Origin of the sequence: Flavobacterium sp. N502540 (genome assembly GCF_025947365.1) — a bacterium.
GTDB lineage: Bacteria > Bacteroidota > Bacteroidia > Flavobacteriales > Flavobacteriaceae > Flavobacterium.
The window spans coordinates 3552899-3565661 of record NZ_CP110012.1 but is presented as its reverse complement, the minus strand read 5'-3'; the positions used below and the strand labels follow the sequence as shown (position 1 = coordinate 3565661).

The following is a 12763-nucleotide window of genomic DNA, read 5'->3' as shown; positions in this document are numbered from 1 at the left end:
AAATGGATACTACCGATAAAAAAATTATGATCATCGATAATGATGATATGACTGTTGAGATTCTAAAATTCATTCTGAAAAAAGAAGGCTTCAAAGTAAGTATTGCGAAAGATGGTATCAATGCCATGGAACGGCTTCCGGTTATTATGCCGGATTTAGTGATTACCACGATTTCCGTACCTCTTAAATCCGGTCTGGAAATTATCAATGAAATCAAGCAAAATTACAATGATATTCGTGTTATTGCACTTTCTTCACTTGGGGAAGAAGAAAACACTGTTGAAGAAGCTTTTGAATTAGGTGTAGACGATTTTATTGCTAAACCTTTTAATCCAAATGAACTTTTACTGCGAATAAAACGATTTTTATAGCTTTTTAAACTGCATTTTTAAGAAATTCGAAGCCCACAAACTGTTGTAATTTCTAAGAAACATCGATTTTCAGCTATTTATAGCTATATTTGCACAAAATTTAATGCAAATGAGCACTTTCGAAAAATTCAATCTCCCTAAATCAGTACAAAAAGCTATCGACGAACTAGGTTTTGTTACTCCTACTCCAATTCAGGAAAAATCTTTTTCAGTGATTATGTCTGGCCGTGACATGATGGGAATTGCACAAACCGGTACTGGTAAAACATTTGCTTACTTATTACCCCTTCTTAAATTATACAAATTCACCAATACCAATACACCTAAAATTGTAATTCTGGTTCCAACCCGTGAATTAGTCGTTCAGGTAGTAGAAGAAGTAGAGAAATTAACCAAATACATGTCGGTTAAAACACTGGGGATTTTTGGTGGAGTAAACATCAATACACAGAAAAAAGCGGTGTACGAAGGTGTAGATATTTTGGTAGGAACGCCAGGTAGAACAATGGATTTAGCGTTGGATGCGGTAGTACGTTTTGATGAAACTCAGAAATTAGTTATTGATGAGTTTGATGAAATGCTGAATTTAGGTTTCCGTACGCAATTGACTGCTCTTTTGGCGATGATGAAAACCAAACGTCAAAACATTCTGTTCTCAGCAACCATGACCGATGAAGTAGATGCTGTACTGAATGACTTTTTTGACTTTCCGGAAGAGGTAACACTTGCCGCTTCGGGAACACCTTTGGAAAAAATTACACAGATTACTTATAATGTTCCGAATTTCAATACCAAAGTAAATTTGCTGAAACATTTACTGGAAACCAATGAAAGCATGGAACGTGTTTTGGTTTTCGTGAACAATAAAAAGATTTCGGATATGCTTCATACCCGAATCGAAGAGGATTTTGAAGGTCAGTTTGGAGTAATTCACTCTAATAAATCTCAAAATTACCGTTTGAGTACCATGGCAGAATTTCAGGAAGGTAATCTTCGCGGATTAATCACCACTGATATTATGGCCAGAGGTTTAGACATTTCGAACATTTCCCACGTTATTAACTTTGAACTTCCTGAATTCCCTGAATTATACATGCACAGAATTGGTCGTACAGGTCGTGCAGATGCTACCGGAACTGCTATTAGTTTTATCACACCACGTGAAGAAGAATTCAAAATTGAAGTTGAAGTATTAATGAATCAGGAACTGGAAATTGCCGATTTCCCTGAAGAAGTTGAAATTTCAACCAAACTAATCGAACCTGAAAAAGACAAGCAGCCTATTAAGTTTTTAATGAAAAAACCAAAACTTGAGGGTGACGGTGCGTTTCATGAAAAATCGAAAAAGAACAAAAAAGTCAATCTTGGTGGTCCGTCTAAAACCAAAAAGAAAACCCACGGATCTGTCAATCGAAACATGCTGAAAACGAGAGATAAGAAGAGAAAGGATAAGGATAAATAGTCTTTTTTTAGGTACTAAGCCTCTAAGTTGCTGAGGTTCTAAGTTACAAAAAACAAAAGCTCAAAAAAATTGAATTACTTAATTCTATTTTTTTGAGCTTTTTTACTTTTCCAGAACCACAATCTTAGTAGCTTAGAACCTTAGCAACTTAGTACCTCAATAAACTATATCCTCGTAAAAACCAACCCCACCGGAGAGCACAACCCGATTCTCTTGCCTGTATCGGTTAATTTCCCGGTTGTTTTATCTCTTTTAAAAATAATAATGTCATTCGTATATTGATGTCCTACTAAGAGAAAATTACCCGTAGGATCAATCGCAAAATCTCTTGGACCTTTTCCCAGCGTACTCACCTGCTCTACCAATTCAATCCCTCCATTTTTCTGAATCTTATAAACGGAAACAGAATTCGCATCGACACAATCTGAAACATATAAAAATGCTCCGTCAGGCGAAATTTTGATGGCTGCTGCTCCGGTTCCTCCTGTAAATCCTTTTGGCAAAATGCTCGTCTCCGCAATTACTTTCAGATTTCCGTTTGGGTCAAAACTAAAAGTCGTCAGAGTACCGTCTAATTCCTGAACCAGATACACAAATTTACCGTCTTTACTAAACGTCAAATGCCTTGGTCCGCTTCCCGGTTTTACGTCTACAGATCCCTTCAGCGTTAAGATTTCATTTTTAGAATTCGGATTGTATTTATACACAAAAACTTTATCCAGACCTAAGTCATTAGACAAAACAAACTTTTTATCAGGGGAATAAGCCACCATGTGTACGTGTGCTTTTTCCTGACGCGCCGCATTAATTCCTTTTCCTTCGTGCTGAACTAACTGCTGTGCTTCAGAAATACTTCCATCGACATTCTTCTTAAAAACAGCAATATTTCCTCCTGAATAATTCGCAACAAGCACATTTTTATCATCATTAATCAAATGACAAGGATCAGCACCCAACGCATCATTTTTATTTAGAAAAGTTAATTTTCCAGACCCTGCGTCATAGCCAAAAGCACTAACAGAACTGTGAGTCCCGTTTTCGTTTACTGCATACACAAACTTATTGTCTGCTGAAACCGACAAATAACTTGGGCTTACTACATTTTCTGAGGAACTTTTCAATTTAAAATCACCGGAATCGGCATTAAAATCATAAACGTAAATTCCGTTACTCTGACAAGTATTCGTGTAAGTTCCTACCAGTAAATTAAATTTGTTCTGAGCCTGTAAACCTGCACAGGACAAAGCAGAAAAAAACAGTATATATAATCTTTTCATAATTCTTGAATTGTTTTAGATACGCTAAAATAGCGAATAATATCTTCTCTAATCCCATTTTTTTGTTACAAATGGGCCTACAAAAGTTAGATTTTTCAGACGATGCAAACAGTTTCTACAACAAAAACCGATCTAAATTCATTAAAAAGAATAGCCAACGGCGTTTGCTCATAATCTGCTCTATAACTGATAAGGTTTGAGTAAAAATTTGTATTTTTGACCAGTGTCTTCGCGAAAAATAAAACGTAGTGAAGTAAATCGAAGCCCGAATGCATTTTAAACATCCCGAAATTCTATACTTTCTGTTCTTGTTAATTGTTCCAATTTTGGTTCATTTATTTCAATTACGACGTTTTAAAACCTCTTTTTTTACTAATGTCCGCTTCCTGAAAGAGATCTCTGTTCAGACCCGAAAGAGTTCCAAAATCAAAAAGCGATTGTTATTAGCTACCCGCTTGCTACTATTGACTTGTATTATTCTGGCTTTTGCTCAACCTTTTTTTGAGGCTAAAGACAGTAAAAATGCCGCCAATGAAATGTACATCGTTCTCGATAATTCATTTAGTATGCAGGCGAAAGGAAAGAAAGGAGAACTGCTAAAACGTGCCGTGCAGGAACTTCTTGAAAACACTCCCGAAACTGCCTCTTTTTCACTACTGACTAACACTGAAAACTATTGGAATACCGATATCAAATCATCAAAAAGTGCATTGCAAAACCTAAAATACAGTGCCACTCCTTTTGAACTTCCGTCGATAATAGCAAAGATCAAAGCGCATAAATCAGCTCATAAAAAAGATATTGTCATTATTACCGATGCGGTAGGTCTTACCGGGAAGGACATAAAAAACCTTGACACCGAAGAGAAACCTTATTTTATTATTCCGGAAGCGGAACAGAAAAATAATATTGCCATTGACAGTGTCTTTATCAATCAGACTCTGGAGAATTTCTACGAGATAAGCGTTAATCTATCAGCTTACGGAGAAGATTTCAAACCCGTTTCGATGGCCTTGTACAATCAAAATAAACTGATTGCCAAAACCATTATCCATTTTGATGCAAAGAAAAAGAAAATAGACTTTACCATTCCGAAAGAAGCTTTTCATGGTTACGTTGTTATTGAAGACAATGGATTAGCGTACGACAACAAGCTTTATTTCAGCATCCTGAAAACAAAGAAAACAAACATCATCAGTATTGGTGAACCCGAAAAAAGTAATTTCTTATCCCGAATTTATACATCGGCAGAATTCAACTACAATAACTATTCGATCAGCAACCTGGATTACAACAGTTTAGATAAACAAAACACCATTATTCTAAACGAACTGACAGAAATTCCTCAAGCGTTACAAACTACATTAAAAGCATTTGTAGCAAAAGGTGGTAATTTAGTAGTGATTCCATCCGAAAAAACAGCTGTTTCTAATTTAAATTCTTTCTTAAGCAATTTCGGAAAAATTCAGTTTACCACTCTTGAAAACAAAGCGAAGTTAGTCACCAAAATCAATTTTGATCATCCGCTATTCTCCGGTGTGTTTGAGAACAAAATCACGAACTTTCAATATCCAAAAACAAACAGTTCCTTTGGTATTTCAAGTCCGTACCCAGCCGTTTTATCCTACGAAGACCAAAGCGTATTTGTAACAGCCATTCAAAATCCGGTTTCGGGAATTACGGTCTTTTCGGCACCTATTAATGCAACAAATTCAAACTTCCAGCAATCTCCTTTGATTGTTCCCTTATTTTACAAAATGGGGCAGAACAATCAAAAAACCGGGGTTAACGCTTTGATTATAGGCAGTAATCAGCCTTATTTTGTTGATGTATTATTAACTAAAGATGCTATTTTGGAAGTAAAAGGAAATGATGATTCTTTTATTCCCATTCAGCAAATACTAAACAACAAAGTTAAACTCACCTTTAATAATTTTCCTGAAACGGCTGGAAATTATAGTGTTTTTGACCGAAAAGAGTGGGTCGAAAACCTAAGTTTTAATTACAAAAGAAGCGAAAGTGATCTGAGTCAGGTAAACACCAATGTGATTTCTGATTTTAAAACAGCGGATACTATTTCAACCATTTTTAACACCTTACAAACGGAGCGAACAGACAGCCAAATTTGGAAATGGTTTGTTATCTTTGCACTGTTATTTTTAGCATTAGAAATGGCAATAATAAAATTTGTAAAGTAGTTCTTTTAGCATCTATGTCATTTCGACGTAAGGAGAAATCACACTTGCTGAGAACGCACTGCACAGAATATTAAAATGCGATTTCTCCTTAGGTCGAAATGACAAACGAGAATCTGTAAAATAATAAATAAATTTCTCTACATATGAAAATAATCATCAGAAGCGCCAAAATAATCGATTCAGAGAGTCCGTTTCACAATCAGACCGTTGATCTTTTAATTGCAGATGGTTTAATTGAAAAAATAGGAACTTCACTTCCTGAAATTGATAATGCAAAAGAGGTAAAATTTGATCACTTACATCTTTCTCAAGGTTGGTTTGACAGCAGCGTTTCTTTTGGAGAACCGGGTTACGAAGACAGAGAAACGATCGCCAACGGATTGAATGTTGCGGCAAAAAGCGGTTTTACAGCCGTTGCTCTTCAACCCAACTCCTTCCCTGTAATTGACAACCAATCACAGGTAAATTTTGTAAAAAATAAAGCAAACGGTATTGCTACTGAACTTTTCCCAATTGGGGCTTTAACTAAAGCCAGCGAAGGAAAAGATATGGCAGAACTTTACGATATGAAAAATGCCGGAGCTGTTGCTTTTGGAGACTACAACAAAAGTATCGACAACGCCAATCTTCTAAAAATTGCTTTACAATATGTACAGGATTTTGATGGTTTAGTGATTACTTATGCACAAGACCCTAATTTAAAAGGAAACGGTGTTGCTAATGAAGGAATCGTTTCAACAAGACTAGGCCTTAAAGGAATCCCAACTTTGGCAGAAGAACTACAAGTTGCCAGAAACTTATTTCTATTAGAATATACCGGTGGAAAATTACACATCCCGACCGTCTCTACTGCAAAAACTGTTGCATTAATTCAAGAAGCAAAAGCAAAAGGTTTGCAAGTTACTTGCAGTGTTGCTGTGCATCATTTGGTACTTACTGATGAAAAACTGGAAGAATTTGATACCCGTTTTAAAGTAACTCCACCACTGCGAAGTGAAACAGACAGAAAAGCTCTTTTAAACGCAGTTTTAGACGGGACTATCGATATGATTACTTCCGATCATAATCCAATTGATATTGAATTCAAAAAAATGGAATTCGATACCGCTAAAAATGGAACAATTGGTCTGGAAAGTGCTTTTGGTGCTTTATTAACGGTGCTGCCTTTAGAAACTGTAATTGAAAAATTAACGTTGGGTAAAACGGTTTTCGGAATTGAAAACAGTGTCATAGCCGAAGGTTCAAAAGCCAACTTCACTTTCTTTACTCCAGAAGGAAAATCAACTTTTACAAAAGAAAATATTCTATCCAAATCTAAAAACTCTGCCTTTTTAGGAGCAGAAATCAAAGGTTCTGTTTACGGAATATTCAATCAAAATCAACTTGTTACCTCTAAATAATCACAATGAACAATTCAATTGAAAAGGGAAAACCAATCGCTATCACCAGTTATATTTTGATTATTGGGGTACTAATTGCAATGTCGATGAACTCTGAAGACAAAAACAGCTTTGCTTCATTTCACATTCGTCAGGCACTGGGATTGTCCTTAACTTTTATTTCATTCGGAGCCATCATCAGCAATTTCGACAGCTTCTTTATCACTTTCCCAATGTGGATCTGTATTTCAATTTTATGGACTTACGGCATTTTTACCGCCATTCAGGGACAAACAAAACCAATTCCGTTAGTGGGAGAGCTTTTCCAAAAATGGTTTCAAAAAATAGGGTAAATTTTAAATTACATTCTTTGTCAGACTTTGACTTCGCTCAGTCTGACAAGTTTTATCTTCGCTCAGCCTGACAAACATTATCTTCGCTCAGTCTAGCAAGATTCGAATTCGCTCAGCCTAACGAGATTTGAATTCGCTCAGCCTAACGAGATTTGTCTTAATACATACTACAACTTACATTTTACAACTCACATCTTACACTTAAAAATGAATCTATCTCTAGAATATAAAATACAAGAACCAAAAGTTATCTTAGACAAAAATCCTGTTTTAATTTTATTACACGGATATGGCAGCAACGAAGCCGATTTGTTCTCGTTTGCAACCGAACTTCCTGATAACTATTACATTATTTCGGCCAGAGCACCTTATGATTTACAATATGGCGCTTACGCCTGGTATGCGATTAACTTTGATGCAGATCAGAATAAATTTTCTGACAATGAACAGGCAAAAACTTCCCGTGATGTAATTGCCGGTTTTATTGATGAATTAACGGCTAACTACCCTATTGATTCTAATAATGTAACTTTGATTGGTTTCAGTCAGGGATCAATTTTGAGTTATTCCGTTGCACTTTCATATCCTGAAAAAGTACAACGTGTTGTGGCAATGAGTGGTTATTTTAATGAAGATATCATCAAAGATGGTTATGATAAAAATGACTTTAAAAACCTAAAATTCTTTGCCTCACACGGAACTGTCGATCAGGTAATACCAATCGAGTGGGCCAGAAAAACGCCTGCAATTTTAGAACATTTAAATATTCCAATTACCTATAAAGAATATCCGGTTGGACATGGCGTAGCTCCGCAAAATTTCTTTGACTTTAAGAATTGGCTCGCGATATAATTACCTTTTTCAATTACAGCACCGAATCTTAAATCTTTTTCCGTTACAAAAAAAACAATACAATTCCTGCAAAAAAAGAAATTGTGAAAAAACATTTGTATTTTTAGAGTCTAGACTTTATAATTTAAATCATCAAAAACAAAGTAAAGTTGCTTCCAAAGAAATACTAAAAGCAAAAAAGATACAACTGAATTATTTTAAAGAGAAAGATTAATCTAATTTATACCGTAATGAAAACATATACATTAGAAGTAGTAACAGATGAATTAGTTGGAAAAATAGGCACACCAAACAGAGACAAGTTCGAATATGACTTACAACTGGACTTAATTGCCAATGCTATCAGACAAACCAGAAAAGAACGCAATCTGACTCAGGAAGATCTGGGTAAGCTTATAGGGGTTCAAAAAGCGCAAATTTCAAAATTAGAAAATAACACCGGAAATGTAACGATAGAAACGCTAATTAAAGTTTTCACAGCCTTAAAAGCTAAAGTTACATTTGAAATAACACTATAACATTAGTAATTGGCTAGCAAAAAGTAGTCTTTCAAGATGAAATTCAATCTCAATCCCCAAAAATGATCAAAATTTAAAAAACTAATCTTATGAGTTTAAAAAAATTAGATAACCCGGCGCTACTTTTAATTGATATTCAGAAAGGATTCGACGATATCGCTTACTGGGGAGGAGAACGAAATAATCCGGCTGCTGAACAAAGAGCTGCTGAACTTTTGGAAATCTGGAGAAACAAAAAGATGCCCATTTTCCATGTACAGCATTGTTCTTCTAATCCAAACTCTATTCTGAATGAAACCCATCCGGGAAATGAATTTCAGGATATTGTAAAGCCGCAAGAAGGTGAAACAATCATCAGGAAGAATGTAAATAGCGCTTTTATCGGAACTAATTTAAAGGAATTACTTGACGATGCCAAAATCAAAACTGTTATAATCGTTGGCTTAACAACAGATCACTGCGTTTCTACAACCACAAGAATGGCGGGAAATTTTGGCTATAACGTTTATCTAATTTCTGATGCTACGGCAACTTTCAGTAAAAAAGGTATAAACGGAGAGGAATTCTCTGCCGAAATTATTCATCAAACCGCTCTTGCCAGTTTAAATGAAGAATTTGCACAGGTGGTTACTACCGAATTTATCAAAAGGATTGTCTAGTTTTCAGTCTCAGTTTTCAGTCTTACTTTAAAACTGAGACTGAATACTGAGACTGTGACTGAACACTAAACTATTCTCCCGTATAAAGAATCTTACCGTCTTTCTTCAAAACATAACCTTTCCAGGCAATTAATTGATAACCATCCTTTACCCAAGGCTCTCCTTCTGATTTTCTTTCTAAAAGGATTACTTCATCTTGAGTATCCAGAAAAAGTTCCGCTTTGTTTCCGTCAAAAATAACATAAGCTACAGTGGAATATGCTTTTCCATCTTCGGCATGAGCTAATTTTGTACCGACTTCAAAAAGACGAACACATTCCTTTTTAAGAGCCGACCAGGTGTAACCCGCAGAAGGTTTACATCCATGAGCATCCGAATCTCCTCCAACAACAGCTGGTTTAACTTCTTCTTTCTTTTCAGAAGTTTTATTCTCTTCAGCGACTTTCTTCCCGCAAGAAAATGAAAGTCCTGCAACAATAGCAAGCAAAAACACCTTTTTCATAAGTCGAATATTTAGTTAAACCGGTTTAGAAATAAGAAAAAAGCTTCTTACTTTTGATACAGCCAGGTTTGGTTTACTTCAAAAGTAATACTTTCGTCGTCATTAACAAAGTACTTCAACAACACTTCTCCCCACATTTCACCATTACTGTAATCTGCAATAATCCATCTGTGATTTAAAATTTTTACCTTATTGATGATAAATTTGTTTGGACCAATTTTGTCTTGTCCGGTATAAGGATTCCCGTTTGGATTTGCATTTAAGTCCAATAGTTTCTCTGTTACCAACGGAATTAGTTTTTCATATAAAATAACTTTTCCTCCGGTTGCACTATTGTCAAAATAATTCTGTGCATTTTCATTATGCTCTAAAGAAAAATAATCTGCTTCCGCCAATTTTGTTGACACTAAACTGATACTGTCTCTCAGCTTTTTGGTTGTTTTCACATATCTGTCCTGCTCAAATTTTACTTCGCTGCTGTAAAACATGTAGGTAAAAACATTCATTAGTATCGCAAGGATAAAAAGGTAAAGCATTAAGGATTTTTTCATTTTTGTAATATAATTAAATTGTAATTTCTAAATTATCATAAGCCAGAAAAACATTTTCGGGCAATTGTTTTTGCACTTCTTCATGAAAGCCCAAAACGTGACTAATATGCGTTAGATAAGCAACTTCTGGTTTCACTAAGTCGATAAAATCCAATGCTTCCTGTAAATTAAAATGTGTATCGTGCGGTTCTAAACGCAAAGCATTTACGACCAGCACTTTCAAATTTTTAAGTTTTTCAACTTCAGCTTTTTCAATTGTTTTTACATCCGTCAAATAAGCGAAGTCATCGATGCGATATCCAAAAACCTGTAAATCACCGTGCATCACATTAATTGGAATTGCTGTTTTATCGCCAACGGCAAAAGGTACATCATTCACTACCTCAATCGTTTTAACGCTGGGTGCACCCGGGTACTTGTTTACGGTTTCAAAAACATAATCAAAACGACGTTTTAAGTTGTCGATTACACGCTGATGTGCATACACAGGAATCTCGCCCTGTCTGAAATTATAAGGGCGAATATCATCTAAACCGGCCGTATGATCAGCATGTTCGTGTGTAAATAAAATAGCATCGAGCTTTCGGCAGCCACAGGAAAGCATCTGTTGTCTGAAATCAGGACCACAATCGATCACATACGAATGATCGTCCCACGTAATCCAAATAGAAACACGAAGTCTTTTATCCTTAGCATCAGTGCTTTTACAAACAGGATGATCCACTCCGATTATCGGAATGCCTTGAGAAGTACCAGTACCTAAAAAATATACCTTCAATTGAACTTAATTTTTTTACAAAAATAGGATTATTTCTCTTTCATTAGAAGGCTAATTTACTAACTTTGTAACAAATCTATTTAAAATAAAATGGGTACAGAAATAAAACTCAAAGGTGACAGGGTCATCGAACAGATTCCTTCTATAAAAGACAAAGCACTACGCATTAATTTAAACGAGAATATTTACGGGACATTTGCTGAAATAGGCGCCGGACAAGAAACGGTAAGGCATTTTTTCAGATCCGGAGGTTCATCGGGAACAATTGCAAAAGCAATGTCTGCCTATGACAAAGATTTTAGTGATGCCGTTTATGGAGCTGAAAGCGATGGACGTTATGTAACTGAGGAACGGTTAAAAAAAATGCTTACCCATGAAGGGCAAATCATCGAAGAACGATTAAGCAGAGAAAAACATCCAACAAAGCTTTTCTTTAGTTATGCCAATACTGTTGCTACCATAGATTTCGCTAAACAATTTAAAGGTCATGGCTGGGTAGGAATCCGCTACCAAATTGAACCGGATGAAGCATACAACGAAATTATTCTGCACATTCGTTTTAAAGAAACTGATGCGAGACTACAACAGGAAACACTTGGAATTTTAGGGGTAAACCTAATTTATGGTGCTTTTTACAAATACAACGATCCAAAACGATTACTTCGTTATTTATACGATCACTTAGACAAAGACCAACTCGAAATCGACACCATTAACTTCTCAGGGCCTCGTTTTGCTCATGTTGATAATCGTTTGATGAGTTTACAGTTGGTTAAAAACGGAATGACTGATGCCGTAATGTTCAATCCGGAAGGAAAAAACATATTACCAGCAGCTATTTTATACAAAAAAAATCTTCTAGCTTTAAGAGGAAGTTTCCGTCCGGTTACAAAAGTAAACATGGACATGTATGAGAAGTCACTTAAAATGTTTTTAGAAGAAAACAAAGTAGAAAAAGACAACACACTGGTTATTTTCGAAATTACACTTTCTAATTTACGTTCTGATGGTGAAATTGACGAGCGTGACTTTATGGACAGAGCCGAATTACTTTGCTCTCTGGGGCAGACTGTAATGATTTCAAATTTCCAGGAATATTATAAGGTAGTTGAATATTTTGCTAATTACACCAAAGCCCGTATGGGACTAGCGATGGGAGTTAACAATTTAGTCGATATTTTTGACGAGAAATACTACCGTCATTTAAGTGGTGGAATATTAGAAGCCTTTGGAAAACTATTCTACAGAGATATGAAAGTTTTCTTATATCCAATGTTGGATGAAAATGGCGTTTTAATGAACTCAAACAACTTGAAAGTACACCCAAGAATGAAAGAATTATACAAATTCTTTAAATTCAACGGAAAAGTAATTGATATTGCAGATTATGACCCGCATAACTTAGAAGTTTTCTCTCGTGAGGTACTAAAAATGATCAATCAGGGAAAAACAGGATGGGAACACATGCTTCCAACCGGTATTGCCGAAATCATAAAAGAACACCATCTTTTTGGATACCATCCGCAGAAAGAATTAGAGCAAAATACTTAAAAAAAGAGTCCCTTTATTGGGACTTTTTTTTGTTTCTAAGTTTTTTTGTTTCAGGTTTCAAGTTTCAGGTTTCAAGTTTCAGGTTTAGGTTGAAATTTTGGCTTGGAATTTTTTACCGCAAAGCACGCTAAAATGATATGTGTGTTGCGCATAGAAAACACAAAGTTCGCAAAGTTTATTCAGTATGAAGCTTTGCGAACTTTGTGTTTAAAAGCTTTGTGTGCTTTGCGGTAAAATTTTGTTCGATCCAGAACTTGAAACTTTAAACCTGAAACTTGAAACCTGAAACTTGAAACTTGAAACTTAAAACCT

At 35.5% G+C, this 12763-nt stretch carries 13 protein-coding genes; 9 read left to right on the top strand and 4 right to left on the bottom strand.

Annotated elements, in window-relative coordinates; genetic code table 11:
- Positions 1–2: 2 nt before the first annotated feature.
- A complete protein-coding gene (locus OLM58_RS15045; RefSeq protein ID WP_264529576.1) occupies positions 3–371 on the top strand; it encodes a response regulator transcription factor in 369 nt (122 codons plus the stop codon).
- Between the two features lie 109 nt (positions 372–480).
- A complete protein-coding gene (locus OLM58_RS15040; protein ID WP_017498426.1) occupies positions 481–1833 on the top strand; it encodes a DEAD/DEAH box helicase in 1353 nt (450 codons plus the stop codon).
- 164 nt (positions 1834–1997) lie between these two features.
- Here OLM58_RS15040 and OLM58_RS15035 read toward each other — a convergent pair whose 3' ends face one another.
- Positions 1998–3110, bottom strand: coding sequence for a lactonase family protein (locus OLM58_RS15035; protein ID WP_264529575.1), 1113 nt, complete (start codon positions 3108–3110; stop codon positions 1998–2000).
- Positions 3111–3379: 269 nt separating this feature from the next.
- Between OLM58_RS15035 and OLM58_RS15030 the strand changes: the two genes are divergently transcribed.
- The 6 genes from OLM58_RS15030 to OLM58_RS15005 all read left to right on the top strand — a co-directional run bounded on the left by OLM58_RS15030 (position 3380) and on the right by OLM58_RS15005 (position 9069).
- Positions 3380–5308: a BatA domain-containing protein gene (locus OLM58_RS15030; RefSeq protein ID WP_264529574.1), complete on the top strand. Its 1929-nt coding sequence runs from the start codon at positions 3380–3382 to the stop codon at positions 5306–5308.
- A 143-nt stretch (positions 5309–5451) separates the two neighbouring features.
- Positions 5452–6708, top strand: coding sequence for a dihydroorotase (locus OLM58_RS15025; RefSeq protein ID WP_264529573.1), 1257 nt, complete (start codon positions 5452–5454; stop codon positions 6706–6708).
- 5 nt (positions 6709–6713) lie between these two features.
- Positions 6714–7040, top strand: coding sequence for a membrane protein (locus OLM58_RS15020; RefSeq protein ID WP_017498824.1), 327 nt, complete (start codon positions 6714–6716; stop codon positions 7038–7040).
- Between the two features lie 207 nt (positions 7041–7247).
- The gene (locus OLM58_RS15015) at positions 7248–7892 is read left to right on the top strand and encodes an alpha/beta hydrolase (RefSeq protein ID WP_264529572.1); all 645 of its coding nucleotides are present in this window, start codon (positions 7248–7250) and stop codon (positions 7890–7892) included.
- 230 nt (positions 7893–8122) lie between these two features.
- Positions 8123–8410 carry a helix-turn-helix domain-containing protein gene (locus OLM58_RS15010; RefSeq protein ID WP_070906779.1) on the top strand — a complete coding sequence of 96 codons (288 nt, stop codon included), beginning with the start codon at positions 8123–8125 and terminating at the stop codon, positions 8408–8410.
- A gap of 89 nt (positions 8411–8499) precedes the next feature.
- Positions 8500–9069, top strand: a complete 570-nt coding sequence (locus OLM58_RS15005) for a cysteine hydrolase family protein (RefSeq protein ID WP_264529571.1) — start codon at positions 8500–8502, stop codon at positions 9067–9069.
- A 70-nt stretch (positions 9070–9139) separates the two neighbouring features.
- On the opposite strand, the gene OLM58_RS15000 is transcribed toward OLM58_RS15005, so the two are convergent.
- The 3 genes from OLM58_RS15000 to OLM58_RS14990 are packed head-to-tail and all read right to left on the bottom strand — an operon-like array spanning position 9140 to position 10900.
- A complete protein-coding gene (locus OLM58_RS15000; RefSeq protein WP_264529570.1) occupies positions 9140–9571 on the bottom strand; it encodes a hypothetical protein in 432 nt (143 codons plus the stop codon).
- Positions 9572–9618: 47 nt separating this feature from the next.
- Positions 9619–10122, bottom strand: coding sequence for a hypothetical protein (locus OLM58_RS14995; protein WP_264529569.1), 504 nt, complete (start codon positions 10120–10122; stop codon positions 9619–9621).
- 13 nt (positions 10123–10135) lie between these two features.
- The gene (locus OLM58_RS14990; protein ID WP_264529568.1) at positions 10136–10900 is read right to left on the bottom strand and encodes an MBL fold metallo-hydrolase; all 765 of its coding nucleotides are present in this window, start codon (positions 10898–10900) and stop codon (positions 10136–10138) included.
- A gap of 90 nt (positions 10901–10990) precedes the next feature.
- Here OLM58_RS14990 and OLM58_RS14985 point away from each other — a divergent pair, with 90 nt between their 5' ends.
- Positions 10991–12451, top strand: coding sequence for a TonB-dependent receptor (locus OLM58_RS14985; RefSeq protein WP_070906787.1), 1461 nt, complete (start codon positions 10991–10993; stop codon positions 12449–12451).
- The last annotated feature ends 312 nt before the right edge of the window (positions 12452–12763 follow it).

Excerpts from the sequence above, each read along its gene's own strand:
- OLM58_RS15035 (WP_264529575.1), bottom strand. The coding sequence starts at position 3,110 with ATGAAAAGATTATATATACTGTTTTTTTCTGCTTTGTCCTGTGCAGGT.
- OLM58_RS15015 (WP_264529572.1), top strand. The coding sequence starts at position 7,248 with ATGAATCTATCTCTAGAATATAAAATACAAGAACCAAAAGTTATCTTA.
- OLM58_RS15030 (WP_264529574.1), top strand. The coding sequence starts at position 3,380 with ATGCATTTTAAACATCCCGAAATTCTATACTTTCTGTTCTTGTTAATT.
- OLM58_RS15045 (WP_264529576.1), top strand. The coding sequence starts at position 3 with ATGGATACTACCGATAAAAAAATTATGATCATCGATAATGATGATATG.
- OLM58_RS15020 (WP_017498824.1), top strand. The coding sequence starts at position 6,714 with ATGAACAATTCAATTGAAAAGGGAAAACCAATCGCTATCACCAGTTAT.
- OLM58_RS15040 (WP_017498426.1), top strand. The coding sequence starts at position 481 with ATGAGCACTTTCGAAAAATTCAATCTCCCTAAATCAGTACAAAAAGCT.
- OLM58_RS15025 (WP_264529573.1), top strand. The coding sequence starts at position 5,452 with ATGAAAATAATCATCAGAAGCGCCAAAATAATCGATTCAGAGAGTCCG.
- OLM58_RS14985 (WP_070906787.1), top strand. The coding sequence starts at position 10,991 with ATGGGTACAGAAATAAAACTCAAAGGTGACAGGGTCATCGAACAGATT.
- OLM58_RS14995 (WP_264529569.1), bottom strand. The coding sequence starts at position 10,122 with ATGAAAAAATCCTTAATGCTTTACCTTTTTATCCTTGCGATACTAATG.
- OLM58_RS15005 (WP_264529571.1), top strand. The coding sequence starts at position 8,500 with ATGAGTTTAAAAAAATTAGATAACCCGGCGCTACTTTTAATTGATATT.
- OLM58_RS15000 (WP_264529570.1), bottom strand. The coding sequence starts at position 9,571 with ATGAAAAAGGTGTTTTTGCTTGCTATTGTTGCAGGACTTTCATTTTCT.
- OLM58_RS15010 (WP_070906779.1), top strand. The coding sequence starts at position 8,123 with ATGAAAACATATACATTAGAAGTAGTAACAGATGAATTAGTTGGAAAA.